The sequence below is a fragment of the Mesorhizobium sp. M1004 genome (assembly GCF_040318795.1).
Lineage (GTDB): Bacteria > Pseudomonadota > Alphaproteobacteria > Rhizobiales > Rhizobiaceae > Mesorhizobium.
In genome coordinates this window covers 203,898-229,257 of the sequence record NZ_JAMYNB010000011.1, presented here as the reverse complement: position 1 = coordinate 229,257, position 25,360 = coordinate 203,898, and the positions used below count along the sequence as shown (strand labels likewise).

35 protein-coding genes are annotated in these 25,360 nt (G+C 61.9%); 12 read left to right on the top strand and 23 right to left on the bottom strand.

Annotation, left to right across the window (positions count from 1 at the left end; genetic code table 11):
* Positions 1 to 47 precede the first annotated feature (47 nt).
* The 3 genes from NKH54_RS23320 to NKH54_RS23310 all read right to left on the bottom strand — a co-directional run bounded on the left by NKH54_RS23320 (position 48) and on the right by NKH54_RS23310 (position 1,809).
* The gene (locus tag NKH54_RS23320) at positions 48 to 443 is read right to left on the bottom strand and encodes a hypothetical protein (protein ID WP_353028997.1); all 396 of its coding nucleotides are present in this window, start codon (positions 441 to 443) and stop codon (positions 48 to 50) included.
* Between the two features lie 194 nt (positions 444 to 637).
* Positions 638 to 1,225, bottom strand: coding sequence for a hypothetical protein (locus NKH54_RS23315; RefSeq protein WP_353028996.1), 588 nt, complete (start codon positions 1,223 to 1,225; stop codon positions 638 to 640).
* Between the two features lie 98 nt (positions 1,226 to 1,323).
* Complete coding sequence (locus tag NKH54_RS23310; RefSeq protein WP_502907561.1) at positions 1,324 to 1,809, bottom strand: tetratricopeptide repeat protein; 486 nt, start codon at positions 1,807 to 1,809, stop codon at positions 1,324 to 1,326.
* Positions 1,810 to 1,999: 190 nt separating this feature from the next.
* Here NKH54_RS23310 and NKH54_RS23305 point away from each other — a divergent pair, with 190 nt between their 5' ends.
* Entirely contained in the window at positions 2,000 to 2,473 is a 474-nt protein-coding gene (locus NKH54_RS23305; RefSeq protein WP_353028995.1) for a hypothetical protein, read from the top strand.
* 15 nt (positions 2,474 to 2,488) lie between these two features.
* On the opposite strand, the gene NKH54_RS23300 is transcribed toward NKH54_RS23305, so the two are convergent.
* Positions 2,489 to 2,656 (bottom strand): hypothetical protein, encoded by a 168-nt coding sequence (locus NKH54_RS23300; RefSeq protein WP_353028994.1) that lies wholly within the window; start codon positions 2,654 to 2,656, stop codon positions 2,489 to 2,491.
* 175 nt (positions 2,657 to 2,831) lie between these two features.
* Here NKH54_RS23300 and NKH54_RS23295 point away from each other — a divergent pair, with 175 nt between their 5' ends.
* A complete protein-coding gene (locus NKH54_RS23295; RefSeq protein WP_353028993.1) occupies positions 2,832 to 3,560 on the top strand; it encodes a methyltransferase family protein in 729 nt (242 codons plus the stop codon).
* Between the two features lie 492 nt (positions 3,561 to 4,052).
* Here NKH54_RS23295 and NKH54_RS23290 read toward each other — a convergent pair whose 3' ends face one another.
* On the bottom strand, positions 4,053 to 4,400 hold the full coding sequence (locus tag NKH54_RS23290; protein ID WP_353028992.1) for a DUF1294 domain-containing protein: 348 nt from the start codon (positions 4,398 to 4,400) through the stop codon (positions 4,053 to 4,055).
* Between the two features lie 247 nt (positions 4,401 to 4,647).
* Here NKH54_RS23290 and NKH54_RS23285 point away from each other — a divergent pair, with 247 nt between their 5' ends.
* Positions 4,648 to 4,923 (top strand): hypothetical protein, encoded by a 276-nt coding sequence (locus NKH54_RS23285; protein WP_353028991.1) that lies wholly within the window; start codon positions 4,648 to 4,650, stop codon positions 4,921 to 4,923.
* A gap of 475 nt (positions 4,924 to 5,398) precedes the next feature.
* Here the strand turns inward: NKH54_RS23285 and NKH54_RS23280 are convergent, their stop codons facing one another.
* Positions 5,399 to 5,848 (bottom strand): tyrosine-type recombinase/integrase, encoded by a 450-nt coding sequence (locus NKH54_RS23280; RefSeq protein ID WP_353028990.1) that lies wholly within the window; start codon positions 5,846 to 5,848, stop codon positions 5,399 to 5,401.
* Positions 5,849 to 5,927: 79 nt separating this feature from the next.
* Between NKH54_RS23280 and NKH54_RS23275 the strand changes: the two genes are divergently transcribed.
* Together NKH54_RS23275 and dusA are read left to right on the top strand one after the other, a co-directional pair.
* Entirely contained in the window at positions 5,928 to 6,224 is a 297-nt protein-coding gene (locus NKH54_RS23275) for a hypothetical protein (protein ID WP_353028989.1), read from the top strand.
* Positions 6,225 to 6,452: 228 nt separating this feature from the next.
* Positions 6,453 to 7,448: a tRNA dihydrouridine(20/20a) synthase DusA gene (dusA, locus tag NKH54_RS23270; RefSeq protein WP_353028988.1), complete on the top strand. Its 996-nt coding sequence runs from the start codon at positions 6,453 to 6,455 to the stop codon at positions 7,446 to 7,448.
* A gap of 5 nt (positions 7,449 to 7,453) precedes the next feature.
* On the opposite strand, the gene NKH54_RS23265 is transcribed toward dusA, so the two are convergent.
* Complete coding sequence (locus NKH54_RS23265; RefSeq protein WP_023738817.1) at positions 7,454 to 8,158, bottom strand: TIGR02281 family clan AA aspartic protease; 705 nt, start codon at positions 8,156 to 8,158, stop codon at positions 7,454 to 7,456.
* Between the two features lie 14 nt (positions 8,159 to 8,172).
* Complete coding sequence (locus NKH54_RS23260) at positions 8,173 to 8,406, bottom strand: DUF1289 domain-containing protein (protein ID WP_031195677.1); 234 nt, start codon at positions 8,404 to 8,406, stop codon at positions 8,173 to 8,175.
* 187 nt (positions 8,407 to 8,593) lie between these two features.
* Between NKH54_RS23260 and NKH54_RS23255 the strand changes: the two genes are divergently transcribed.
* Positions 8,594 to 9,592, top strand: a complete 999-nt coding sequence (locus tag NKH54_RS23255) for a nicotinate-nucleotide--dimethylbenzimidazole phosphoribosyltransferase (RefSeq protein WP_352444260.1) — start codon at positions 8,594 to 8,596, stop codon at positions 9,590 to 9,592.
* Between the two features lie 9 nt (positions 9,593 to 9,601).
* On the opposite strand, the gene NKH54_RS23250 is transcribed toward NKH54_RS23255, so the two are convergent.
* Complete coding sequence (locus tag NKH54_RS23250) at positions 9,602 to 11,125, bottom strand: sensor histidine kinase (RefSeq protein ID WP_023669017.1); 1,524 nt, start codon at positions 11,123 to 11,125, stop codon at positions 9,602 to 9,604.
* Between the two features lie 75 nt (positions 11,126 to 11,200).
* Between NKH54_RS23250 and NKH54_RS23245 the strand changes: the two genes are divergently transcribed.
* The 4 genes from NKH54_RS23245 to NKH54_RS23230 all read left to right on the top strand — a co-directional run bounded on the left by NKH54_RS23245 (position 11,201) and on the right by NKH54_RS23230 (position 13,727).
* Positions 11,201 to 11,824: a thermonuclease family protein gene (locus NKH54_RS23245; RefSeq protein ID WP_353028987.1), complete on the top strand. Its 624-nt coding sequence runs from the start codon at positions 11,201 to 11,203 to the stop codon at positions 11,822 to 11,824.
* 39 nt (positions 11,825 to 11,863) lie between these two features.
* Complete coding sequence (locus tag NKH54_RS23240) at positions 11,864 to 12,475, top strand: glutathione S-transferase (RefSeq protein ID WP_353002949.1); 612 nt, start codon at positions 11,864 to 11,866, stop codon at positions 12,473 to 12,475.
* Complete coding sequence (locus NKH54_RS23235; protein ID WP_023714215.1) at positions 12,475 to 13,092, top strand: uracil-DNA glycosylase family protein; 618 nt, start codon at positions 12,475 to 12,477, stop codon at positions 13,090 to 13,092. The genes NKH54_RS23240 and NKH54_RS23235 overlap by 1 nt, the downstream gene beginning before the upstream one ends.
* A 143-nt stretch (positions 13,093 to 13,235) precedes the next feature.
* Positions 13,236 to 13,727, top strand: coding sequence for an Lrp/AsnC family transcriptional regulator (locus NKH54_RS23230; protein WP_023669013.1), 492 nt, complete (start codon positions 13,236 to 13,238; stop codon positions 13,725 to 13,727).
* A 48-nt stretch (positions 13,728 to 13,775) separates the two neighbouring features.
* On the opposite strand, the gene NKH54_RS23225 is transcribed toward NKH54_RS23230, so the two are convergent.
* The 13 genes from NKH54_RS23225 to moaA form a co-directional block, all read right to left on the bottom strand.
* Positions 13,776 to 14,345: a DUF3299 domain-containing protein gene (locus NKH54_RS23225; RefSeq protein ID WP_023690736.1), complete on the bottom strand. Its 570-nt coding sequence runs from the start codon at positions 14,343 to 14,345 to the stop codon at positions 13,776 to 13,778.
* A gap of 46 nt (positions 14,346 to 14,391) precedes the next feature.
* A complete protein-coding gene (locus tag NKH54_RS23220) occupies positions 14,392 to 14,976 on the bottom strand; it encodes a GNAT family N-acetyltransferase (protein ID WP_353028986.1) in 585 nt (194 codons plus the stop codon).
* Positions 14,936 to 15,640: a DNA alkylation repair protein gene (locus NKH54_RS23215; protein ID WP_353028985.1), complete on the bottom strand. Its 705-nt coding sequence runs from the start codon at positions 15,638 to 15,640 to the stop codon at positions 14,936 to 14,938. The genes NKH54_RS23220 and NKH54_RS23215 overlap by 41 nt, the downstream gene beginning before the upstream one ends.
* Positions 15,641 to 15,649: 9 nt before the next feature.
* On the bottom strand, positions 15,650 to 16,519 hold the full coding sequence (locus NKH54_RS23210) for an NAD(P)-dependent oxidoreductase (protein ID WP_023690739.1): 870 nt from the start codon (positions 16,517 to 16,519) through the stop codon (positions 15,650 to 15,652).
* A 103-nt stretch (positions 16,520 to 16,622) separates the two neighbouring features.
* Positions 16,623 to 17,453: an ABC transporter permease gene (locus NKH54_RS23205; RefSeq protein WP_023688511.1), complete on the bottom strand. Its 831-nt coding sequence runs from the start codon at positions 17,451 to 17,453 to the stop codon at positions 16,623 to 16,625.
* A complete protein-coding gene (locus tag NKH54_RS23200) occupies positions 17,450 to 18,166 on the bottom strand; it encodes an ABC transporter permease (protein ID WP_023669007.1) in 717 nt (238 codons plus the stop codon). Before NKH54_RS23200 ends, NKH54_RS23205 begins: the two co-directional genes overlap by 4 nt.
* 75 nt (positions 18,167 to 18,241) lie before the next feature.
* On the bottom strand, positions 18,242 to 19,027 hold the full coding sequence (locus NKH54_RS23195) for an ABC transporter substrate-binding protein (RefSeq protein WP_023688509.1): 786 nt from the start codon (positions 19,025 to 19,027) through the stop codon (positions 18,242 to 18,244).
* 319 nt (positions 19,028 to 19,346) lie between these two features.
* Positions 19,347 to 19,850 (bottom strand): molybdopterin-guanine dinucleotide biosynthesis protein B, encoded by a 504-nt coding sequence (mobB, locus tag NKH54_RS23190; RefSeq protein WP_023714210.1) that lies wholly within the window; start codon positions 19,848 to 19,850, stop codon positions 19,347 to 19,349.
* Positions 19,847 to 20,479, bottom strand: a complete 633-nt coding sequence (gene mobA / locus NKH54_RS23185; RefSeq protein WP_353028984.1) for a molybdenum cofactor guanylyltransferase MobA — start codon at positions 20,477 to 20,479, stop codon at positions 19,847 to 19,849. Before mobA ends, mobB begins: the two co-directional genes overlap by 4 nt.
* Before the next feature lie 7 nt (positions 20,480 to 20,486).
* Complete coding sequence (locus tag NKH54_RS23180) at positions 20,487 to 21,407, bottom strand: DMT family transporter (protein ID WP_353028983.1); 921 nt, start codon at positions 21,405 to 21,407, stop codon at positions 20,487 to 20,489.
* Between the two features lie 228 nt (positions 21,408 to 21,635).
* Positions 21,636 to 21,992, bottom strand: a complete 357-nt coding sequence (locus NKH54_RS23175; RefSeq protein WP_353028982.1) for a hypothetical protein — start codon at positions 21,990 to 21,992, stop codon at positions 21,636 to 21,638.
* A 96-nt stretch (positions 21,993 to 22,088) separates the two neighbouring features.
* The gene (locus NKH54_RS23170; protein WP_023820731.1) at positions 22,089 to 22,589 is read right to left on the bottom strand and encodes a hypothetical protein; all 501 of its coding nucleotides are present in this window, start codon (positions 22,587 to 22,589) and stop codon (positions 22,089 to 22,091) included.
* A gap of 52 nt (positions 22,590 to 22,641) precedes the next feature.
* Positions 22,642 to 23,637 (bottom strand): GTP 3',8-cyclase MoaA, encoded by a 996-nt coding sequence (moaA, locus tag NKH54_RS23165; RefSeq protein WP_031193366.1) that lies wholly within the window; start codon positions 23,635 to 23,637, stop codon positions 22,642 to 22,644.
* A 200-nt stretch (positions 23,638 to 23,837) separates the two neighbouring features.
* On the opposite strand from moaA, the gene NKH54_RS23160 reads away from it, so the two are divergent.
* Both NKH54_RS23160 and NKH54_RS23155 read left to right on the top strand, forming a co-directional pair.
* The gene (locus tag NKH54_RS23160) at positions 23,838 to 24,191 is read left to right on the top strand and encodes a gamma-butyrobetaine hydroxylase family protein (protein ID WP_353028981.1); all 354 of its coding nucleotides are present in this window, start codon (positions 23,838 to 23,840) and stop codon (positions 24,189 to 24,191) included.
* A 64-nt stretch (positions 24,192 to 24,255) separates the two neighbouring features.
* Entirely contained in the window at positions 24,256 to 24,867 is a 612-nt protein-coding gene (locus tag NKH54_RS23155; RefSeq protein ID WP_023726591.1) for a pyridoxamine 5'-phosphate oxidase family protein, read from the top strand.
* Between the two features lie 26 nt (positions 24,868 to 24,893).
* Here the strand turns inward: NKH54_RS23155 and NKH54_RS23150 are convergent, their stop codons facing one another.
* Positions 24,894 to 25,346 (bottom strand): MarR family winged helix-turn-helix transcriptional regulator, encoded by a 453-nt coding sequence (locus NKH54_RS23150; protein ID WP_023668997.1) that lies wholly within the window; start codon positions 25,344 to 25,346, stop codon positions 24,894 to 24,896.
* Between the last annotated feature and the right edge of the window lie 14 nt (positions 25,347 to 25,360).

Here is a 25,360-nt window from a genome sequence, read left to right as displayed (position 1 = left end):
AGCGAACATACAGGACAGTTCGCCTCAAGCGAACTCGCGCAGAGCGGTCAACAGCCGGCTCTCGACCTCTCGCTGACGGCGGACTGTGCAATCATGTCGCGTATGACGAACAGATGGGCCAGCGCGACGACCGCGAAAAGGCCCACGCCAAGGGCGGGAAAGCTGGTGAAATCGGGCGTCCAGTCGATCCGCGGTGCCGGGCCGATGCCGCCCGTGTCGGTGCCGGCTGAAAACACTCCGGCGCGACCCATCGACAGAAAAAGCATCAGGAAAGCCAGATGGGCTTGGAGAAATAGTGCCCTGCCGGCTGGACGGGACGAGAAGGCGATCACGGCGCCGGCGAGTGCGGCGGCGGCGAAAACGACGAAGGCGGCGACGTAACCGGAACCCGGCAGCCCGGCAACCAGGTAGACCGGCTCACGGACCAGCGGGGCGATGGTCATAAAACCTTGCCAGGCGGCTGGGTCAGCGGGTGAGGCGCCAAGCCGATAGGCGCACGCAATGAACGCTGCGCCGAGGCTAAAGGTCAGCGTGGGCGCAAAGTAGATCAACTGGCGGTATATTTCAGCATCGGTCGTCCCAGCAATGTCTGCGCCGACGATGAACTTCTTCGATTAAGAATTGGTTCCGCGCAAACCTACTTGCTGACTTTGCTGTAGGTTACTTTTCCGTCGGGCGACACGGTCCGCTCGAACTGGACCGGGTTGGCCGGACGGGCAGGTTCGGAACGCACTTCTCTCGGTTGCGGCGGGGGAGCCCTCAGGACGATTTCCTTTGGCGGCTCCCCGACGATAACCGCAGGGTTGTCGGCTTCTCCGAGCGCCTGTAAACGACCGGCCATATCCTGGTTTTCGCCGGTGAGCTTCGCCACCTGCTTCTCCAGCTGCGCGGTCTGGTCGAGCAGCGCTGAGATCCGCCTGTTCAGTTCATCGAACTGGCTCTGGACACCCTGGTTGACCGTATCCAACTGCCTGGAAAGGCGCGTCTCGAATTGGCCAAGGCCGGAAAGGCGATCCTCGATCGTGGCAACTTCGCGGATCGACTGGACGAGAAAGATCAGAATGACGACCATGCCGATGGCGAAAGCGAGCGAGATGACATTCAACGTGATGGCTATGCCACCGGCCACGCCGGCCTTCTGCATCAGCGGCACTGGCTCTGGCGGCTTCGAGTTTTGGGGATACGCCAGAATTGCCGGTTCACTGTCGACGACGAAGTTAAGCATAATCGCCTCGCCGGACCGGTTCTTTCAAGGGAGGAGGCCGAGCCGTCCGGTCCATGTCAGTGCAGCCGTCCTTCGGAACCCGCCGCGAAGACATGGCGTCACGTCCGCTTCGCCAACGACGTGCTGTTGGCCAGTAGCTGAAGGTTGTTTGCGGTCGTCTGGTTCGAGGGGTCGAGCTCGTAGGCTTTCAGGAAATTGCGACGAGCCTGCTGGAGATTTCCACGCAGAAGATAGGAGTAGCCGACATTGTTGTAGTATTCCGGCCGCCCGCCGATCATCGTTGCGAGCTGGCGATAGGCGAGGTCGGATGTATCGAAACGGCCAATCTGATCGGCAGAAGCCGCAAAGCCGAGCCATGCCTGCGGGTCCTTGGGGAAGAGTTCGACCGAGCGCTTGAAGAGCGCGTAGGACATTCCGTAGTTTTTTTCCTTGAACTGGGTCTTGCCCAGCGCGAGCAGCTCATCGGTCTTGTAGAAGGACACGTCGGGGAGGTCCTTCACGGAGGCGGCGCTGTCGCCATAGGACGACATATCCTCGGTCTGGCAACTGGCCAGAAACAAAACGGCGACGGCAACTGCCGCCAAACTCCCCAGTCCCCTGAACACGCTTCTGGACCTTTCCCCGTCCCCAAGACCCAATCTTACCTTCCCCAGACCCATCTTATCAAAGTTTGCTATAGGCCGGATAAGCGAAATCCAACAGCGCCATACAGTTTATTAGATATTTCTGAACAAGATGTTGCAAAAATGCCCCGCTTCCCGGCCGGACTACGACATGCCGACTAAGAACCTGTTCGTGTGCGCCGCTGCTGAAATCGACCGGGCGGTGCTTTCGCGCCGCCGGCATCGTCTGAGTGAAGCAATAGGCCTTGACCATTTCTTCCAGCGGAGAATAGCGGTGCGGGCTGGGCTGGTGCTGATGGCCTTGATGACCCTCACCTTTCCGCCCCAGGCGCTCGCTTTCAAGCCCGGCGGCTGTCTTAGGGTGGTTGGAGTCGATCGTTGGGACTTCCTTTATATACGGGAGCGACCGGACCACCGGTCGGCGAAGGTAGGAGCGATCGACCCGGAAAGCATCTCTCCGATTGTGATCACCGCCGCCTGCACCCCGGCCGGCGCGCCGCCAAGACAGCTTTGGTGTCCGATCAAATACTATGTCACCAAAGAGGCAATCCGCAGGGGATTCGTAAAGGCCTTCTATACGAAGGAAGTGCCCTGTCCTCCGAGCCTTGACTTCTATCGGGAGTGACTCGAGCCGGCCGGATCAGGCCGAGGCATTCAGCCGCTTCGTCGCAAAGCGATCTCCGTCCCGGATGATCGCGCGATTGACGCAAGCGCTCATGAGGCCGGTGCCAAGCTTCCACTCGCATTGAGCAGGAAGCCGGCCAATGAAAACGCCGGCCGCCACGATCAGGACGCTGACAAAGACCACCAGAATTCGCACAGATTGCCGAAACATAAGCTACAGCGCCGCAAGGTCGATCCACCCAAGTTAGGGAGCTTCGGCTAATTCGACGTTAAGAGCAGCGTTAACGCTTTCTTAAGAGCGAAGTTGCGGGAACGGCTAAGAAATGCTTCATTCTCCGTTGGACAGGGGAGGGTGGATCATGAAAATCTGGTCGTTCGACTTCGCTGGGCGCCTGATCCTCATGCTGGTCTTTGCATTTTTCGTGCTTAACGGGGTTGGGCGCCTCGTCGCACTCTTTGGCGACGCGCAAATGTCTCCAGACGACTTCATGCTCCAATTCGTCTCGCGGGCGTCTTCGCTCGTCTTCTCCACGCTGTTGGTGACATTTACCATCATCCGGCTCCCGCCTAGGGATATCAGCCTTGGCTGGGGGCCGCGCATCGCAGCTGTCTGCGGAACTTTTATGCTCGCGACTATCGCCATCATGGTTCGCCCAACACCGACAGAGGGCATGCAAACCGTCGCGGCATTGCTGGTTTTCGCGGGCATGACGGGCTCTGCTTATTGCCTTCTCTGGCTCGGCCGATCGTTTTCGATCGATGCGCAGGCCCGCCGATTGGTAACGCTCGGTCCTTACGCCGTCGTCCGTCATCCGCTTTATCTCGCGGAATCGCTCTTCATGCTCGGAGCCGTCGCGGCCAATCCGTCAGCCGTGGTCATCACGTCGGTCGTGGTGAATTTCGCCATTCAATACTGGCGGATCTTGAACGAAGAACGCGTCTTGTCCTTGTCCTTTCCCGAATATGACTCGTACTCGCGAAAGGTGCCGATGCTCATTCCTTTTTCGCGAAGGTTGACGCTAGCCGCGCGCATTGAGCGGCAGCAGTCGGAGACGGTTCCGGGCAGGGCGCCCGACATTCATCGCTGATCCGGTGCCGCTTGGCATTGGGGCCTTTCATTGGAATGGGCTGGGACGATCCGCTCACGGGACCTGGACCCCCGTTATGGCGTGGCGCTGGTTTGCGGGATTGCAAGACGATACCAAGCTTTGGCGTGTTTCTCGAAACCGCCGTCCCTAGTAGCAAATAGAGGCCGACACAGGTCTCAGCGCGTCGCAGGGCGTCATTCGTCTGCATGCTTCGCCGATGTCCAAATGGTGCGCATGTGGCCCCAGCCGGTTTCCCGATAGTCCACTTCCGGCTAGGCCCGGCGCGTACTTGGTGGAGCCCCGCCAAGGTGCCGGGCCACTTAGAACGGCTACCAGGGACAACACCACGTGACGGGTAACAATTATTGGGTGTCGGCCGGATGGACGCGCCAGCTTACCGCCAAATCTGCCAGCAGGCAATGCGCGCCCTCATCCGTTTCGGCCATGTCGCGAATTGTGTGACCTGAACGTCCGGTCTTGACATCCTTGAAGCTAGAGGCCCCCGAATTCGCTTCCGAATGGCAGTAACTGCGAGAGCGCTTCGGGCAATCCCGGAAAGAGCAATCCCACTTCAATCGCGATTACCGCGAGGACTTGGAGCAGGACGATGCGAGCGAGGCTGTAGCGGAACGGCTCCTTGCGCGTCTTGTGCCGGATCGTCTTTTGCGCGATCACAGTCCCGATGCTACCGCCAATGATGGCGAGTGTAAGAAGCGTCGACTCTGGAATGCGTTGGGCACCGTTTTTGGCCATAGCCTTGTCGAACGCCATGGTGGCGTAAGCCAGCAAGTTTACCGCGACAGCGTAGCCGATGACCCCGATTGCAAACTGCCCCGGCATGCGCTCCTCCACCTTCCGGCCAGTATAACCTAAGCCCGCTGAATATCGGATGGCAACGGGTCCATCTAAATGGGCTATCTGAAACGTCGTCATGGTGACCAAGGGCGACTTGTGCCAAAGCCGACCGACCGCTCTCGGCCCCCACGCGGACGTCAGACGGTTCTACAGGTTGTGTCCAACTTTCGGGGGTCAGTTCACGGACGACGCTCCGGGAGGCCACGCGCAAGGCCAATCGGGAGGCGCGGTCATGAACGCGCATCTGCGCCTCTCTGACCCAACCGTGCGTCGCTCGATCGAAGATGAGATTGAACGCCTGATCTCGCTCCTGGACTTCGTAGAGCCCGACCCGGATCTAGAAGCGTATCTGGCGGGCGGTGGCGAAGTCGTCGGCACCGACGACAGGGAAGGCGACGACGAGCGCGAAGCAGACGACGAACGCGAAGCCGATGATGCGGATTATGACTGTCCAGGCTTCATATCGGGAGGGCAGGGCCTAATAATTTTTCCGGTCGAAAATGATTAGCCCGCTGCCTCGCGGTGGCGGGTGTTTCATATTAGCAATGCATAAAATTCGAGAAGGTCCAAGATATGGTTGTTAGCAAACTCGTACTATCGTGCGACCTAGTATCGTTGGATGGGTGCCGGGGATGCGCGGGGCTGGTTGGATCAAGGGTATAAGGGAGGCCGAGGCTCGCGAGTTGCGGAGCGCTATCGGTCGGCTCGAAATGGACCTGATCGCCGCCGCAAGTTCTAAGGGTCAGTCTAGGCTTCTCGACGTCGCGAACACACTGCGATGCAAGAAGGCACGCTTGGAACGTCTGGAGGAATTTATCGCCTCAATGGCAAGGCCGGCCAGCGACATCCGCAACTCCGCCCGGGGGTAAAAGGCGCCTGACCATTTCCGAAATAGAACGATTGGCCCGCTGCCTCACGGTCGCGGGCCTTTTCCAATGCGGGACAAGGTGGATAGGGGGAGGATCGGTGAAGTTTGGCTTGTGCTAAGTGACGGAATTCATCGTTCCTTCATGCCGCAAATCATGAAAATGAAGATCGTGGATGCCCAGGTCAGCACATCCTCTACGGAAGGCAGTTCCAACTGACCGATGGTTGAACGGGAAAATTCGATCGTCGTCATTGCTGCGCTTTATCCGCCGCTCTTCAACAATGGCCCATGCATCAAAGCCAGTGGCTGCGAACAGCGGTATGCGCTGATTGTTACCCTTCTTGTTTCGAGGGTCCTTCCTGTCGCGGACCAGGAGCATCCGCGTGCGAGATTCCAAATCGGACCAATGCGCCTTGCAGATCTCTTCCTGGCGCATGGCGGTTGCGACAGCGAACCGAATGATCTGGCCAATCGGTGCAATCTGGCGAGGGTTTGCCTCGAAGTGACCGATGAGCCTGTCGAGTTCATCCTGCGTCGGGCGCCTGTCGCGCTGATGGCCTTCCAACCACGCGAAACCTCTTCAGGGCAATACGCGCGAGATCAACCGGTTCGACCTTGACGGGCAGACCGTGCACCGCAGCGGCATGAGCCAGAATGAGTGTTACAAAGCCAATGTCGATGCCGAGCGTCATCGGTCCGGCACCTTGGGCGGCCCGGTTGCGACCAAAACGAATGAGCCGTTCGCGATCAAGGGCAGCTATGTTGCACTTCCCCAGATGTCTTTGGAGCATATCGAGGGCTGCGGCCTTGGAGCGGCGAGGGGACTTGCCTACATCGCACATGTCGTCGATATGAAGGTCGATGGGTTCGCCGAAAGTTTTCAGGCGCGCTATACGGACTCGGTCGGCGTCTCACCGCGATCGACTTGGCGCTCGGTTTAGGTTGCCCAGCGCCTGGCGTCGTCTCGGCGCAGAAAGGTCTCGCTAACGTAGCGACCCTTGCGACGGACTTGGACACGCCATGAACCGGACGAGAGTTTTGTGTAGGTGGCCATTTTCTCGTGTGCGCTCCGTGTGCACTGAGAGATCGAAACGTGGCGAAAAGGGTCGTATTCTGGCGTAAATTCGCGTGCACTCGGGCTGCTCTAACGATTTGATGTTAAAGAAAAAATGCTGAAAAATCAAGATCATAGACTGGCTATTGCACCCATGATGGACTGGACCGACCGGCATTGCCGGTTCTTCCACCGCCAGTTGACGCAGCGTGCGCTGCTCTACACCGAAATGGTGGTGGCGGACGCTGTCATCCATGGTGCGCGCGAGCGGCTGCTTGGTTTTGACGAGACCGAACATCCGGTGGCACTGCAGCTCGGCGGCTCCGATCCGCAAAAGCTGGCCGAGGCGGCGCGCATCGGCGAGGGCTTCGGTTACGACGAGATCAATCTCAATGTCGGCTGTCCGTCCGACCGCGTCCAGTCCGGCACGTTCGGCGCCTGCCTGATGAAAGTGCCTGACCTCGTCGCCGATTGTGTGGCGGCGATGAAGGCGGCGGTGAAAATCCCGGTGACGGTCAAATGCCGCATCGGCGTCGACGAGCAGGATCCGGAGCCCGCGCTCGACGCGCTGGCCGACGGCGTTTTCGCGGCCGGCGCCGACGCGCTGTGGGTGCATGCGCGCAAGGCCTGGCTGGAGGGGCTGAGCCCGAAGGAAAATCGCGACATCCCGCCGCTCGACTATGACAGGGTCTATCGCCTCAAGGCGGGAAAATCGAACAAATTCATCGGCATCAATGGCGGCGTTCAATCGCTCGAAGAGGCGGCTCGCCACCTCGATCATGTCGATGGCGCCATGCTTGGCCGCGCCGCCTACCACACGCCAGGCATCCTGGCCGGCATCGACGCGGCATTCTACGGCGGCAAGGCCGGCACCTGCGATTTTGCCGCGCTGATCGACGCGGAGGCCGACTATGCGGCGCGGCATATCGAGCAGGGCGGGCGGCTCGGCCACGTCACTCGCCACATGGTCGGGCTGTTCCACGGCCTGCCCGGCGCGCGCCGCTTCCGGCAGATACTGTCCACCGACGCGACGAAACCCGGCGCCGGACCGGATGTGCTGAAGGCAGCGTTCGCTGCCGTCGATTTCGACCGTGTTGAAAAGGCCGCTTAAGCAGTTCAGTCGCGCAGAATCATCCGGTCGCCGCGCACGTCGAAACCCGACAGGGAACCGATGAAGTTCATGCCGAGCAGGCTCTGGCTGAGCGCGCCGGGCGCGGCGACCATCACCTGCATGTTCTTGCGCACGATGCCGCCGATCGCCAGTTCGTCGGTGCGCACCGAAGCGGCGCGTGCCATGCCATTGGCGGTCGAGACCGGGACGGTGAAGCTCAGCGCTGCCGGATTGAAGCCGGCCGCCTGCGCGTCTTCGGCGGTGAGCACTGTACTGGTCGCGCCGGTATCGACGACGGTGCGGATCGGCGCGCCGTTGATCGTGATGCGGGCCTCGAAATGGCCGCTGTCGGCCTTGTCCAGGGTCACGGTGGCATGGCCGTCCTCGACGCCGAGCGCCAGCGGGCTGCCGGGAACGAGGCCCGCCGTCACCCGGCTGGCGAAATCCTGCAACTCGTAGCGGTACTGGTAGCCGGCGACGAGCGCCAGCACGATCAGGGCCCACGTGCCGAGATTGCGGGCCATGACGCCGAGCGGCCTGCCGGACCGGACAAGGCCGGCGCTGACGAGCAAGCCGATCGCCCCCAGCCAGACCAGACGGCTGAAATCGTAATTCTCGATGCCGAACGTGCTGCCGGCGTCGTTGTTGATCATAAGCAGCACCAGCCCGAGGCCGATTGCCGCCATCACCATCCAGAACAGTCGGTTCATTGGAACCTGCCGTTTCAAGAGAGGACGCCGCGCTCGCGCGCCATGCGGCTGCGGCGTGTTTCCCGGCGCGGCCGGCGCTCGACCGTTTCCAATCGGGCCGGCAACTCGGCCATGACGCTGCGGCGTAGCTCCGGCGTCATGCCCATCCAGGCGCCGATTTCATCACGCGTGCGGCCACAGCCGAAGCAGAAGCCGGTTTTCATGTCGATCGAACAGACCAGGATGCACGGGGATTCGATGGCCGTCATGACTTTCTCTTGCAGGTTCCGTCCGGAATCCCTCGTTCCATCTCCACATGGTGCAACGGCAAAGCCAATGCAAGCCCTTCGGAATGCGGCGCGGGCAACCGCTTTCGCGCCAATGTCGAGGGGAGTTGTGCAGGCCGGGCAAGGCGGTTATGCCGCTGATCAACCACAGGGGATGATCAGGATCGACATGACCAGCGCGCTGCCCTTCGACGACTTTCGCAATCTGCTGGCGAGCTTGCCGCCTGCCGATACAGTCGCGGAAAACAGGGTGCGCACCCTGTTTTCCAAGGCCGACAAGCCGAAAGCCTCGCTTGGCCGCATCGAGGACATCGCCGCATGGCTTGCTGCCTGGAGCGGGCGCGCCCCGCCGGCGGTGAACCGGCCCCTGGTGGCGATCTTCGCCGGTAACCATGGCGTGACCCGCCACGGCATCTCGCCGCGCCCTGTCGCTGCGACCGCCAACGCCGTTGAGCTGTGCGCCGCCGGCGGTGCGGCAATCAACCAGATATGCGTCGCCAACAATCTTGGCCTCAAGGTGTTCGACCTGGCGCTGCACATTGCGACCGCCGACATCACCGAGGACGCCGCCCTCGACGAACGCGGCTGCGCCGCCACCATGGCCTTCGGCATGGAAGCCATCGCCGGTGGCGCCGATCTGATTTGCCTTGGCGATCTCGGCGTCGGCAACTCCACCGTTGCGGCGGCCTTGTGCGCTGCCCTGTTCGGTGGCAGCGGCGCCGACTGGGTCGGCCCCGCCTCGGGCGCCGACGCGGCCATGCAGGCGCGCAAGGCTGATGTAGTCGATAAAGCCGTCGCCTTGCATGGTGCGGCTCTGAAGGACCCGTTGGAGGCACTGCGCCGGGTCGGCGGCCGCGAATTCGCGGCCATTGCCGGCGCCATCATCGCCGCGCGGATGCAAAAAATCCCGGTGCTGCTCGACGGCTTCGCCGCGACCGCCGCCGCTGCCGTGCTGCATGCCGCCAAACCGGGTGCGCTCGACCATTGCCTGCTGGCCAGTCTGTCGCCGGAGCCCGGCCAAAGGCTTGCCGCTGTGCGGCTCGGCCTCAGGCCGCTGTTCGATCTCCGCATCAGCCACGGCGAAGGGGCAGGGGCCGCCCTTGCCGCCGGTCTGGTCAAGGCGGCGGCGCTTACCAGTTCGGGCATGGCGGCGGCGGTCAAAGCCTAGAACAAGCTGTCAGCGTCGGCGAGCCGCCGCGACCGCCTTTGTCGGCAGCGCCGGCAGTTCCTCCATCACTCGGGCGAGCGGGAAGATGGCGATTGCCTCGGTGCCTTCGCGCAATTTCGACTGAAGTTCGAATTCGCCGCCATGCATGGCGAGCAGGCCCTGCACAATCGGCAGTCCGAGCCCGGTGCCCTGTTCGGCGCTCTTGATGGCGATCGAGCCCTGGCCGAAGGCGGACAGCACGATCGGGATTTCGTCTTCCGGTATGCCCGGCCCATTGTCCTTGACCGAAATGTACTGGCCGCCGCCCGCCGTCCAGCCGACGCGCACGCGAACTTCGCCGCCGGTGGCGGTGAATTTGATGGCGTTGGACAGGAGGTTGAGCGTGATCTGCCGCACCGCGCGCTCGTCGGCGAACAGCCGCGGCAGGGCACTTTCGAAATCCTGGACGATGCGGATGTCCTTGTTGCGCGCCTTCAATTCCATCATGTGGCAGCAATCTTCGGCGATGTTGAGCAGCATCACCGGCTCTTCGTTGAGCTGATAGCGGCCGGCCTCGATGCGCGACAGATCAAGGATTTCGTTGATCAGGTCGAGCAGATGCTGGCCGGAATCGTGCACGTCGCGGGCGTAGTCGCGATAGGTGGGGTTGCTCATCGGCCCGAGCACCTCATTGGCCATCACCTCGGAAAACCCGAGAATGGCGTTGAGGGGCGTCCTCAGCTCATGGCTCATAGAAGCAAGGAAGCGCGACTTCGCCAGATTGGCGTCTTCGGCCCGCCGACGAGCTTCGTCCGACATTGATTTCGCTGTCTCCACCTCGGCGAGCAGCGCGTCCTTTTCGGAGCGGAAGGACAGAAGTATCAGCGACGAGCGGTTGAGATGGCGCGCGATATAGGCAAAGAACGGCAATGCCGCGACCAGCAGGGCGACCATGATCGTCCCGACCGGCACCCAAAATTTCGTTTCAGCATAGGCATAGACCGCCACCGGAACGACGAAGGTGGCAAGCAGAGAGCCGCGCAAGGACGACGCCATGATAGCGGTCGCCGCCATGGCCAGCAGCAGCACCACCGCCTTGGCGGCCTGGAACTGGTCGATCTGGCAGGTGGCGCAGCCGAGCCATGCGAACCACGCCCAGCCGAGGCCGCACAGCGAATGTCCGATCAGGAAATCCCTGCGGGTGTGAACAGGATTGAGCTCGGCGGCTTCGGTGCGCTCGACGCGGCGCGCCATGAAGGCGACGATCGAATAGCAGATCAGGGTGAACAGCGCCCAGACGCTGATCTGTTTGTCCACACCGGCCAGCAGCCCGGCCGCCGCGACCGCCAACACCAGCAGTGGGATGACGGCTGCGCCGCGCACCATGGTCCCGGCATGCAGCTTCAGCAGTTCACGGTCGAAGTCGAGATTGCCAACCTGCTGCGAAAGACGGTCGCGCGTCTTGCGCACCGCGCGCGCCACATCGCTGTTGCGGTGCGGTTTCCGGCGGTCCACAATGAATTTATCCGCTGTGTTCGAGCGTAGCAGAGGCATGGAAACTTCGATTTATGCGCGCAGCGATCTCAATTCGTTAAGCTACGTTCGAATGATTAAGAGACTGTTTGCCATATGAGCCGTTCGTGGTCGCCAAGGCCGCGCCGGCGATACTATCCGCCGCCGCCGCGAAGCCTGTGGCGCAAGCTGCTGGATTACGCGCTGACGGTCATTCTGCTCGGCCTGCTGATCCTGCTCGCCGCACGCCTCGACCGTTTCGAGACGCGCAAGGCGGAAGGGGTGGCGATCGTCAACGATGGCGATTCACTCACTCTTGGCACCGAACGTATCCGCATGCGCGGCATCGACGCTCCGGAATACCAGCAGATCTGCCGTAGGGATGGCGCAGACTACGCCTGCGGCAGGCTGGCGCGCCAGGCGCTGGTGCGGCTGATATCAGGAAATCCGGTGACCTGCAGCGGCTGGCAGCGCGACCGCTACGGCCGCCTGCTCGGCGATTGCAAGACCGGCGGCAAGGATCTCAACCGGGCCCAGGTTGAGGCCGGCTGGGCCATTGCCTATGGCGATTTCGACACCGAGCAGGCCATTGCCCGCGCCGGCAAGGTTGGCATCTGGGCCGGCACGTTCGATGAGCCGCAAGACTGGCGCGAAAGCCACCACGGCGGCCCGCTCGAAAGAAAGCACGGCACCCTGGCTTCGGTCGGTGACGCCTTGCGAGAGATGTTTCGCTTCTGGTGACGAGCACTATAGTTGAAGGACCAGATCGGGAGGATAAGCATGAAACTGTTCGACGGCGGCCGCGCCCCCAATCCGCGGCGCGTGCGGGTTTTCCTCGCCGAAAAGGGCATCGCAGTGCCGCTGGTGCCGGTCGATATGAGTGCGATGGGGCACAAACAGGAGCCGGTCAGGTCGCGCAACCCGCTGCAGCGGCTGCCGGTGCTGGAGCTCGACGACGGCATCATCCTCACCGAATCCGTCGCCATCTGCCGCTATTTTGAGGAACTGCATCCCGAACCGGCGCTGTTCGGGCAAGGCGCGCTCGGCAAGGCCAAGGTCGAGATGTGGCAAAGGCGCATGGAGTTCAATCTGCTCAGCTGCGTCGCCCAGGCCTTTCGCCACATCCATCCGGCGATGAAGGAATGGGAAATTCCGCAGATCCCCGAATGGGGCGAGGCCAACAAGGCGAAAGCGGTTGAATTCCTGAACCTGCTCGAGCCCGAACTGGCAAACCGCGAATTCGCCGCCGGTGACGCCTATTCGATCGCCGATATCACCGGCATGATCGCCATGGATTTCATGAAACCGGCGCGCATCAAAGTGCCGGACGAGTGCACAAACGTGCTGCGCTGGTACAGTGCCGTCTCCAGTCGCCCGAGCGCTTCCGCCTGATGGAGGCGGAACTCGAACGCCTGACGGCAAAGGTCCGCGCCTGCCGCATCTGCGTCGACACTCCAGTCGGCAGGCCACTGCCGCACGAGCCGCGCCCGGTGCTGCTGCCATCATCCAGCGCCCGCATCCTGCTCGCCGGCCAGGCGCCAGGCACAAAGGTGCATTTGTCGGGCATGCCGTTCACCGACGCGTCCGGCGACCGCTTGCGAAGCTGGCTGGGCGTAACCAGCGAGGAATTCTACGACACGGAAAAATTCGCCATCGTGCCGATGGGGTTCTGCTTCCCCGGCCAGGACGCAAAGGGCGGCGACCTGCCGCCGCGCCGAGAATGCGCGCTGGCCTGGCGCGCGCCGCTGATGGCGCTGATGCCGCAGATCGACCTCGTCTTGACAATCGGCTCCTACGCGCAATCCTGGCATATGGGCGCCACGCGCCGGCCGTCGCTGACCGAAACCGTGAAGGACTGGCGCACCATCTGGGATGCGCTGGCCAGCCCGAAAGTGCTGCCGCTGCCACACCCGTCATGGCGCAACTCAGGATGGCTGAAGCAGAATCCATGGTTTGAAATGGATTTGCTGCCGTTTCTGAGATCGGAAATCCGCTATCGCATAGATTAGACTTTAAGCAAGATATCACTCGCTTTTGTGCCATCCGGCAGAATTTCTTTCTTGTGAAAGGTCGAAATAAGAGGGAATATAGCCAATCTATTCCCAAAGCGCGTCGCGCCCGAGGGAACGCGGCCTGCACCAGGAGCACCTCAATGGATCGCCTCGACAGAAAAATTCTCCGCCTCCTGCAGGAGGACGCGACGCTCGCGGTTGCCGATGTCGCCAAGAAAGTCGGCCTGTCGACGACGCCGTGCTGGCGCCGCATCCAGAAGCTGGAGGAAGAGGGAGTCATCAAGCGGCGCGTCGCCATCCTCGACCACGAAAAGGTCAATGTGCGCGTCACCGTCTTCGTGTCGATCCGCACCAATTCGCACAGCCATGAATGGCTGCGGCGTTTCTCGGAAGTCATCCAGGAATTTCCCGAAGTTGTCGAATTCTACCGCATGAGCGGCGACGTCGACTATCTCCTGCGCGTCGTGGTGCCCGATATCGCCGCATATGACGCCTTCTACAAGCGGCTGATCGCCAAGATCGAGATCCGCGACGTGTCGTCGTCCTTCGCCATGGAGCAGATCAAGTACACGACCGAAATGCCGCTCGACTACATGCTGCTGGACAAGGAATCCGGCGCCAACGCGGCCTGAGCGCGGTTGTCCGTGACTGGGCGGTGACGCTGCACAAGCAGGCGGCGCTTAGTTTTTCTTTTTGTTGAGGAAACTCCAGGGCGAGTTGACCGGGAGCGTGATCGTGTCCGGCACCGTGTCGACTGCCACCACATCGGCTTTGCGTACGGTGTAGCCGGACTGGATGATGCTGACGCCGTCGAGAATGAACAACTGGCTCTTCTCCAAGCCGGGCCGCAAGGCGCCGGTTACGGCAACCGACTCATAGGCCTGCGACATCTTGTAGGGACGGGCCGGCGTCACCAGCACGATCTGGTTGGGCGGCGGCGTCGGCATGTGGCTGCAAGCGCCTGTCCACGGCACCAGCAGGAACTGGTAGACGAGATCGCCATCACGGTCGACCGGCAATGCATAGCCGGCTAATTGTACCGTCTTGTCCTGCAGGTTGAGCGACAATGTCTCGCCACGATCGGGCAGTTTTGCCGCAATCATCGGCAGGCCGGCATCTTCGGCCACCGCCTGCGTCGCAGGACGCAGATCTTTCCAGAAGATGTGCGCGGTTTGGCCTGAGGCGTTGGTAGCGGTGAACACCAACAACGCGGCTGCAAGCGCCAAGGTCGATTTGAGAGGACTGCTCATCGGCCGCTTCCTTTGTGCAGGAGTAAAGACGCCGCGGCCGATCGCGTCAACGCTCGAGCCGCATCACATGTCTGCGAGAGCCGGCCAGGCCGACCTCATGGAACCCGCGAGCGATGAACACGCCGCGAAACCCCATGAAACGGTAGCTCGGCGATGCCTCGTCGACCGGGTAGGCCTCGATCACGCCGGCGCCCTTGGCAAAGGCGTGATCTATGGCAGCGTCAAGCAGCGCTGCCACCAGCCCGCCGCCGCGCAGCGCCCTTGGCACATAGAAGCAGACGATCGACCAGATGCCGGTCTCGTCATCGTCCTGTTGCGACGTCAGCTTCCGACAGGTCTGGCGCGGCGCGACCGAGCACCAGCCGACGGTCTTGCCGTCAATCTGGGCCAAGATTCCCACCGGCGTACCGGCCTCGACAAGCGCCATCATGGCCCGTTTCAACTCGGCGTGCTGGACATGCTCGCGGCGGCCGGGCAGGGGCCGCCAGGCCATGCACCAGCAATACTTCGGACCGCCTTGCGCTTCGAAGAGGCCTTCGAAATCGGCGCGCGTCTGCCGCGTCACCTCGGTGAACCGGACGTTGGCTAGGTCAGCCTTTTCTGGCGGCGATCCGCTCGACGATCTTGGCATTGGTGAGTTCCCGTACGGCGTCCTTGCCAATCCAGCGCGCCGTCTTGTCGGCCGACTGGGCCAGTCGTTCGGCCACGGCAAGGGCAGCGCCGTGCATCTCCAACGATCGCTTGCCGATCGAACGAAGCGCCCAGTTTGCCGCCTTCTTCACGAAATTGCGGCTGTCGGCGGCATGCGCTTCGATGATCGGCAGGAAGCCGAGGAAAGTCGCCACCGGCTCCTGCTTCCGGTGCACGACGGACCACGCCATCATGGCGAAGGCCGTGCGTCGAACGAACTCGCGCTCGTCCGCCGCGAACTCTTCAATCAGCTCCTTCCAGGCGTCCGTGTCGACGAAGAGATCGGAGACGCCGTCGACGATGTCCCAGGAATCGAAGGACGCGGCCCATTGTCGTGCATCCGCGGCTGAGAAGCGCTTCGGGTCGGCCGTGACGGAAGCGATGAACTGCGCCTCCATGATGCCGGTCTGCCAAAGCTCGAAAGCACGCTCGTGGTTGCGCTTGATCTTTTTGGCGATCTGCCGCTGCATGCCATGCGAGATGCCGAGCGCGCGTTCGATCTTGATGCCGTAGCGCAGCATGCCGCGGCGACTGTCTTCCGAGCCGATCGAGCGCAAATGGGCGACGATCTCATCGGCGCTCGATTGGGGCGAAAGCTCGGCCATTGCGAACGCCTATTTTTCCAGGCGCGCCAGCAGGGACGAGGTGTCCCAGCGCTTGCCGCCCATCGCCTGCACATCCTTGTAGAACTGGTCGACAAGGGCGGTCACCGGCAGTCTGGCGCCATTGCGGTCGGCTTCATCGAGGCAGATGCCGAGATCCTTGCGCATCCAGTCGACGGCAAAGCCGAAATCATATTTACCGGCATTCATCGTCTTGTGTCGGTTCTCCATCTGCCATGACCCGGCAGCGCCCTTGGAAATCACCTCGATGACCTTCTCGATGTCGAGCCCGGCCTTCTTGCCGAAATGGATGCCTTCGGCCAGTCCCTGAACCAGCCCGGCAATGGTGATCTGATTGATCATCTTCGTGAGCTGGCCGGCGCCCGACGGACCCATCAGCCCGACCATGCGGGCAAAGGCGTCGATGACCGGCCTGGCTTTGTCGAAGGCAGCCTGCTCGCCGCCGACCATCACCGTCAGCACGCCGTTCTCGGCGCCCGCCTGGCCGCCGGAAACCGGCGCGTCGAGGAAGGAAAAGCCAGCCTTTTCAGCGGCGTCGGCCAGTTCGCGCGCGACTTCGGCCGAAGCGGTGGTGTTGTCGATGAAGACGGAGCCTTTTTTCATCGCGGCGAAGGCGCCATCGGCCCCGGTCGTCACCGAGCGCAGATCGTCGTCATTGCCGACGCAGGAGAAGACGAAATCCTGGCCCTCTGCGGCGTCCGCCGGCGTCAAAGCAAGCTTGCCGCCATGCTGGGCCACCCATTGTTCCGCCTTCGCCGCGGTGCGGTTGTAGACGGTGACGTCGTGGCCGCCTTTGTTCCTGAGGTGCCCGGCCATGGGATAGCCCATCACGCCAAGACCGAGAAATGCCACAGATGCCATGGGTTTGCCCTTCAGACGGAACGGAATTGTCTTGGACAGCTCTAGGCTCTACGCGCCATTCGTCAAGACGCGCATGAGCCGATCGACTGGTACAGCCGAACGCTCAGCGGATCAGATGAATGGTGATCCGCCGCTCGATCCATTCGACGCCGTGGCGCAGGATCTCGACCATCACCAGATAGACGATGGCGACCCAGACATAGGCCTGGAAGTCGAAGGACTTGGCGTAGGCCAGCTTCGCGTTGCCCATCAAATCATAGACGGTGATGATGGCAACGATGGCGGAGGCCTTGATCATCAGGACGAGTTCGTTGCCATAGGGCCGGAGCGCGACGATAAACGCCTGCGGCAGGATGACCTTGCGCAGCGTCTGCAATTTGTGCAGGCCGAGCGAAGCAGCGCCCTCCCATTGGCCCCTCGGAACACTTTCTATGGCGCCGCGCAGGATTTCGGCCTGGTAGGCGGCGGTGTTGAGCGCGAAGGCGAACACACCGCAATTGAAGGCGTCGCGGAAGAACCACCACAGTCCGACGGATTCGAGTTGCACCCGGAATGAGCCCAGGCCGTAATAGACGAGATAGACCTGGACCAGCAGCGGCGTGCCGCGGAAGAAATAGACATAGCAATAAGCCAGGACGGACAAATAGCGGTTCTTCGACATGCGGGCATAGGTGACAGGCAGCGAAAAGAGCGCACCGAGCACCATCGAGATGGCCACCAGCGCAAGCGTGGTTCCCAAGCCCTGCAGATAGGCAGGCGCGTATCTGGCGAAGAATTCGCCATTCCAGGCGTAAACCAGATAGACGGCGATGCCGATGCCGAACAGGATCCAGAAGCCGACCAGCGCGTAGCCGACGATACGGGCCCGCGGCCAGCCTCGCGCCCGTGGTGGTGGCTTCTCGATGTCGACGGCGGCGCGCGTCACGACGCTCATCGTGCCTCCCTCCTCCCGAGCGAACGCAGGATGAAGCCGGTGGCGATCGACGACAGGATGGCAAGGATAAGGAACACCATCGCCGCGACGCTGTAGAACAGGAAGGAATGTTTGGTGACACGGGCCGCCACGCCGGCGTTGCGCAAGGTTTCAGCCAGGTTGACGACCGACACCAGGGCCGTGTCCTTGAGCAGGCTCAGCCAGCAATTCTCAAGGCCGGGGAAGGCGATGCGCAGCAGCTGCGGCAGGATCACCTTGCGCATCGTCTGCCATTTCGACAGCCCGATCGCATAGCCGCCCTCATACTGGCCCTTCGGAATGGCGCGAAAGGCCGACAGGAAGACTTCGCTGGAATACGACGAAAAGATCAGCGACAGCACGATCATGCCGGCGAGGAAGCTGTCGACATCGACCGTCGCTTCCGGCCTGAACAGACGGATGACATACTGCAAGAGGATCGGCATGCCGAAGAAGAACAGGAAAAGCGTCACTAGTTCCGGCAGTCCGCGAAACACCGTGGTGTAGATGTTGGCAGCCACGCGAAGCGACGGCTCTTCGGATTGTTTTGCCCAGGCGACGAAAAAGCCGATCGTCAGGCCGATCGGCAGTGTCGCCAGCGCGAGCGCAATGGTGACCAGTGCGCCATAGGCAATATCGTCAATCCAGCCATCGGGTCCCCAAGTGAGAAGTATCCATATGTTCTGGCTTGGCATTGACGGGTCTTGTCTCCACTTCTGTCAGGCCAAGGCGGCAGCAGGAAACTTCCCCTGCCGCCTTGTTTCAGACGATCAGGACTCGGCGCCGAAGACGTCGAACTTGAAGTACTTGTCGTTGATTTCCTTGTACTTTCCGTTGGCGCGGATTGCGTCGATGGCGCTGTTCAACTTGTTGACCAGATCCGTCTCGCCCTTGCGCACGGCGATGCCGGCGCCCGGTCCAAAGATATCGACCGGCTGCGGCGAAGGCTGGCCGAGAATCTTGCAGCAGGCGCCATCAGGCGAATCCAGGAACTGTTGCAACACGACGATATCGTCCTCGATCGCGTCGAGACGGCCATTGGCGAGATCGGCCTGCTCTTCGGGGCTGCTCGGATAGCCCTTGACCGTGCTGTCCGTATAGGTTTTCGAGGCATAATTGAAATGCGTCGTGGTGGTTGCGACGCCGATGGTCTTGCCGGCCAGGTCTTCCTTGGTCACGCCCTTGAGGGTCGAATCCTTGGGTACCGCGATCGCCGACGGCGTGTTGTAGTATTTGTGGGTGAAGTCGACCTTCTCGGCGCGCTCCGGCGTGATCGACATCGAGGCGACGATGGCGTCGAACTTGCCGGCCTGCAGGGCCGGAATGATGCCGTCCCAATCCTGGGCGACGAAGGTGCACTTGACCTTCATCTCGTCGCAGAGCGCCTTGGCGATGTCGATGTCGAAGCCCACGAGCTGGCCGTCGGAGGTCAGGTTGTTGAATGGGGGGTACGCGCCTTCGGTGCCGATTCTCAGGGTCGTTTCCTGAGCCTGGGCGACGCCGAGCGTCAGCAGCGCAGCCGATGCGGCGAGCGCGATACGCAGTGCAATACGCATGATAGTCCTCTCTTTATGGCTCCCGGCCGTCGTTCCGGAACGGCTCTGTGGGGCGGTGCTTTTGACCGCCCGCTGGCGCGATACTCCCACTGTTTTCGGGAGAAAAGCAACTGTAAAACCGTTGCTTGCGGGATTTGCGGGTCCAGCCAATGCCGACGCCGGGTTAATGCATGTCGCCCAAAAGTGCGCAGCGGTTTTGGGACGACGACATGCATAAATAAAACAACCTGAAGCGCGTCGCATGAGGCCGTTCAGGCGCGACGCGCTTAGACAATGCAACGGCTGAAGAGGGCGGCTGACCCGGGCGAGGGCAGGGGCCTCAAGGTTTGAGGCCGGTCATGCGCTCGATGAAGTCGGCTATCCCTCCCGAGTCGTCGAGATCGAACACAGGCAGGCTTTCGCCGGTAACCGCGAAGTCGGCGGCAATCGCCACGATATGTCCGTCGTTGGCCGACAGCGGCGAGCGGTCCTTGGCCTCCCGCCGCCGGGTCTCGATCTTTTTGTGCGCCTCGCGCTTGTAGCCTTCGACCAGCACGATGTCGCACGGGGCCAACCGCGACAGGACCGTCTCCAGCGTCGGCTCGTCCTCACCGCGCAATTCATGCATCAGCGCCCAGCGTTTGCCCGACACCACCGCGACTTCGGTGGCGCCCGCCTGGCGGTGACGAAAGCTGTCGGCGCCAGGCTTGTCGATGTCGAACTCATGATGGGCGTGTTTGACCGTTGACACTGTCCAGCCGCGCCGGACGAGCTCTGTGACCAGCTTCTCGGTCAGTGTGGTCTTGCCGGAATTCTTCCAGCCGGTGATGCCGAAGATGTTCATGGGCCGATGCTCTGCAACAGACGCTCGGCCACCGCAAGGTCGTGCGGTGTGTTGATGTTGAAGAACGGGTCGATCTCGTCACTGCCGTGGGTCAGCAACGGAAATTCCACTTCGACACAGTCGTGCCGCTCGATGAAGGCGGAGACGCGCCTGTTGTCCTCGTCGATCAGGAAATGCCGCAAGGCCTCACGCAGCACGAGCGGCCACAGCGCGAAGGTCGGATGCCGCCTGCCGCCGGAACTGGCAACCGCCATCGAGCCCGGCCGACTGGTCGCGGCAGCGGCCAGCTTTGCCACCAGATCCACCGGCAGAAACGGCGTGTCGCCGGGGGCCGTCGCCAATGCCGTGCAAGCGGTGTTCGCTGCCGCCCATTCGAGGCCGGTGAGGATTCCGGCAAGCGGTCCGGCATAGCCTTCCACCGCATCGGCGAGAACCGGAAGACCGGCCGCCTCGAAGCGCGCCGGGTCACCATTGGCGCTGAGCGCCAGCGATCCGACCTGCGGCGCCAGGCGGGCAACGACATGGTCGAGAAGCGGACGCCCGCCAAGCGCCAGCAAAGTCTTGTCGCCGCCGCCCATGCGCCGTGACAGGCCTCCGGCCAGGATAATTCCTGCAATGTCTTGGCTCATGGCCAAGCTATATGCCGTCCGGCGCCATGTCGGGTCCAGCGCTTTCGGCTGCGGGTTTTTGCCGGCCGGCGACCCGCTCGCGATAGAGCGCGTAGAGGCCGGAGCCGATGATGATGGCGGAGCCGAAGATCATCGGCAGGTCGGGGACATCGCCGAAGATGATGAGGCCAAGCAGCATCGACCAAAAGAGGGCGGTGTAGCGGAATGGCGCAATGAAGGAGATGTCGCCAGCCCGCATTGCCATGATGATGAACTGGTAGCCGATCAGCACCAGCACCGCCGCCAATGCCAAAAGTGCCGTGCCTTTGCCGGACATTGGCGTCCAGCCGCCCATCGGCGACAGCAGCACGGCGCCAACGATGGTCATGGCGATTGCCGTTGCCGTCGACACCAGCAAGGTCGGGATAGCCCTCGGGATGCGCTTGGTGGCGAGGTCACGTACTGCGCAACAGGCGACGCTGACGAGTGCGTACAGCGAATAGACGCTGAAGCCTTCGAAGCCTGGCCGCACGATGATCAGAACGCCGCCGAAGCCGACCGCGATCGCCAGCCAGCGCCGCCAGCCGACCGTTTCGTTGAATACGAGTGCCGCCCCCATCGTCACCGCCAGCGGCAGCGCCTGCAGCACCGCCGAGACATTGGCGATCGGCAGATGCGCTAATGCCACAAGGAAGGCGACGGTGGCGCCGGCCTCGGCGACCACGCGAAGCGCCACCAGCGGCTGCAGCATCGACCTCGGTCGCGCGAGCGCGCCTTGCTGCCAGGCGAGCAGGCCGACGAGCAGCGACGCAAATGCGCCGCGCACCAGCATGACCTGCGCCATGTTCATCGATTCCGACGAGAACTTGGTGATGGCGTCGTTGAGGGTGAAGCCGATCATGGCCACCATCATGCACAGCGCGCCGCGAATGTTTGGGGAAAGAGGCAAGGGCGTTACCGGTTTTGCAAGAGCAATTCCAGGAAAAGTGTGAAACGGTTTTCCGTCCGGAATTGCGTGAAAACAAAGAATAAAGCGGTTCGACGTTTCGGCGAAACGGTGAACCGCTCAAGCCTGTAGCAGCCGGCGGCAAGACAGCAACGTCAAAGAAATAGGCCACGGATTTTCACCCGTGACCCATAGAAATCCCTGAGAGGGCTGGCCGGATGACCGGCAGGCTCATTTCGGCGTCAGCACCTCGGTGCCGCTGCCGTTCTTACCGGCGATGGTCCACAGGCCGTGCAGCGAGCCGTCAGCCTCTACCTTGTAGACGACGAGACCGATTTCCTTGCCCATGACATAGCCGGCGGAGAAGGCATCGTCGTTGCGCATGCAGATGCCGTCCGACGATGATCCGCCCGTCTCCCAATGGATGGTGCAGGTGGTCTCGCTGGTCAGCGTGATGGTGGCTTCGCCGCCATATTTCGAGCCGTCGAAATTGGTGCCCGCAACGGTGTAGCTGCCACCGATGGACTGTGCTGCTGCCGGCGCGGCGGCAAACCCAAGCATTGCAAGAGAAAGTAAGAATGTGCGCATGTCGTATTCCCCCAAACCGAGCGACGAGCCGCTATAGGCCGAAATTTAGGGCGGAACGCGATGGCGGTAAATCGGGTTTGCAGCGTCGAGAGCGATTTATTCCCAGTGTTGCTCAGCCCCATGCAGGCTGTCGCCGATAGCGCCGACCAGTGGGTCGTACTTGGCCTTGAGCGAGGCGGGATATTCGATCCAGACTGTATGGATTGCATCCTCTTTTTCGAAGACGATTCGGGTATAGAAGATCTTGTCGCCTTTGGTGCCTGAGACCACTGCCCAGTTCTTACCGGTTTTGCTGTAAGTGACCTTTTCCCCAGAGTCAGGGTCGGCTTTTTCCTTTTCAACCAGACTGTCGGGCGTATCTTCCGTCAGCTTGTATCCGCCGTAACAGGACAAGCTCGCACCATCGGGGCTAAGCCATTTTCGACCGTCGCCATTGAGGGACTCAGGCATCGGCTTGCTGAAAATCTGGCTCGGGAACGTGCACACCGTGCCATAGCGCGCATTGATGTAGGTGAACGGCTTTGCGAGCGCCACTGTGGTCGCCAATGATAGGGCCACGACCAGCGCTGACAGCCCGGTTTGGCAAACACGCTGCATGGAAATCCCCCTCGCTTCCAACGGAAGCATTCTGCACCAATCGCGGAGAAAATCAGCCGCCGGTGACGCTCATATGTCTCGACACCGACGGGCGGCTGGTGCGGCGGTCGATGATGAAATCATGGCCCTTCGGCTTGCGGCCGATCGCTTCGTCGATGGCAGCAGCGACCAGTTCGTTGCCTTCGGACGCACGCAGCGGGGCGCGCAGGTCGGCGGCATCCTCCTGACCCAGGCACATATAGAGCGTGCCGGTGCAGGTCAGCCGCACGCGGTTGCAGCTTTCGCAGAAATTATGCGTCATCGGCGTGATGAAGCCCAGCCTGCCGCCGGTCTCTGCGACATGGACGTAGCGGGCCGGGCCGCCGGTCTTGTAGGGGATGTCGCTCAGCGTGAACTGGCGCTCGAGCGAAGCGCGCAGCAGCGACAGCGGCAGATACTGATCGGTGCGGTCGGCGTCGATCTCGCCCATCGGCATGGTTTCGATGACGGTCAAGTCCATGCCGCGGCCATGCGCCCAGCGCATCATCTCCGGCAGCTCGACGTCGTTGAAGTCCTTCAGCGCAACGGCGTTGAGCTTCACCTTCAGCCCCGCCGCCTGCGCGGCATCGATGCCTTGCATGACCTTGCCGAGATGGCCCCAGCGGGTGATGGCGTGGAACTTGTCGGCATCGAGCGTGTCGAGCGAGACATTGATGCGCTCGACACCGCAATCGGCAAGCTCGGCGGCAAAGCGCGACAGCTGCGAGCCATTGGTGGTCAGCGTCAACTCTTCCAGCGCGCCGCTCTTCAAGTGCCGCGACAGCTGGCGCACCAGATGCATGATGTTCTTGCGCACCAGCGGCTCGCCGCCGGTGAGGCGCAGTTTGCGCACGCCCTTTTCGATGAAGACGGTGCAGAGCCGGTCGAGTTCCTCGAGCGACAGCAGGTCCTTCTTGGGCAGGAACGCCATGTCCTCGGCCATGCAATAGGTGCAGCGGAAATCGCAGCGGTCGGTGACCGACACGCGCAAGTAGCTGATCGTGCGACCGAAGGGATCGATCATGTCCATGCGTTCAAGCGTTTCCAATGCTGCGAGTGGTGCCGTTATATACGGCTATGTGATACGATCCAACCCGCCATTCAAGATAGCCGCTCTCGATCTTTGGTGACATTCCCCGGCCGACATCCGATGTCGGCCGGGTCCAAATGGCCTTTTCCGCTCGCGCGAAGCAGCGTAGGGAAGGGCGGATCGATGCGGGATGCAGAACAATGACGGCGCCGAAGGAACTCAGGGTCTCGAAGGACAGAAAACTGCTGTCCGTCACCTTTCCCGATCATCGGCCGTTCGAGCTGCCGGCCGAACTGCTGCGCGTCGCTTCACCCTCGGCCGAGGTGCAGGGCCATTCGCCGGACCAGCGGGTGACGGTTCCCGGCAAGCGTAACGTTGCTATCCTGAAGATCGAGCCGGTCGGCAACTACGCCGTGCGCATCACCTTCGACGATTTTCACGACACCGGCATCTTCACCTGGAATTACCTGCACACGCTTGGCCACGAAAAGGACGCGCGCTGGAATGCCTATCTCGCCGAGCTCCAGCAGAAGGGACTGAGCCGCGACCGCTAGTCGGCACTGTCCGCAAAACGTCATTGACTGGGGGTAACGCCGGCAAAGGTTCGGAGACGGGAAAATGTCTGACATCACCACGGTCGAACAGCTCGAAGCCCTCTACGGCCTGCCCGGCGAAGCGTCGACGATCAAGGAACTCGACCACGTCATTCCCGAATATGCCGCCTTCATCGAAGCCTCGCCTTTTGTCGCTCTGGCGACGAGCGGGCCGGAAGGGCTGGACTGTTCGCCGCGCGGCGATCTCGCCGGCTTTGTGCGCATGCATGACCCGAGAACGCTGATGATGCCGGACCGACGCGGCAACAACCGCGCCGATTCGCTTAAGAACATCATCCGCGATCCTCGCGTCGGGCTGCTGTTTCTTGTGCCGGGTTCGGGCACGACGCTGCGCGTCAACGGCCGCGCCCGCATCGCCACCGACGCCGCGCTTTGCGCCTCCTTCGCCGTCGAAGGCAAGCCGGCGCGCTCGGTCACCGTGGTCGATGTCGATTCGGTCTATTTCCAGTGCGCCCGCGCCATCGTTCGCTCGGAGCTGTGGAACCCGGCAAAGCACGTCGACCCGAAATCGCTGCCGACACCCGGAACAATCCTGGAAGTCACCAGCCGCAAGAATATCGATGCCGGTACTTACGACAAGGAATGGCCGGAGCGGGCGAAGAAGACGATGTGGTGAGGTGGGAGGCGCGTGGATCGAACGGCTCAGGTATCCTTCAGCACGTCATAGATCTTGCGCATCTGTTCGCCGATCATGTCGCACTGTTCCGCTGTCGACTGGCTCATCGCCTTTTCGATCAGCGCCATATGCACCTTCAGCGCTTTCATCAGGAGCTCCGTGCCGGCCTCGGTAAGCGTCAGCCGCAGCACGCGCTTGTCCTTCTCGTCGCCTTCGCGGCGCAACAGGCCGCGCGCCTCGAGCTGCGGCAACAGCATGGTGATGTTGGAGCGGCCGACCAGCAGTTTGCGGGCGAGATCGTGCTGCGACATGCCGGGATGGCGATAGAGGTTCATCAGCACGTCGAGCTGCGCCGGCTTGAGATCCAGCGGCGCCAGCTTTACCGCCAGCGCACGCTCCAGCACATGGCAGGCGCGCGCCACCGCGACCCAGTTGCGAAAGCGCGGGTTGTCCCAGGGCAGCTCTTGTTTAATGTTCATGTTTGAACTATTAT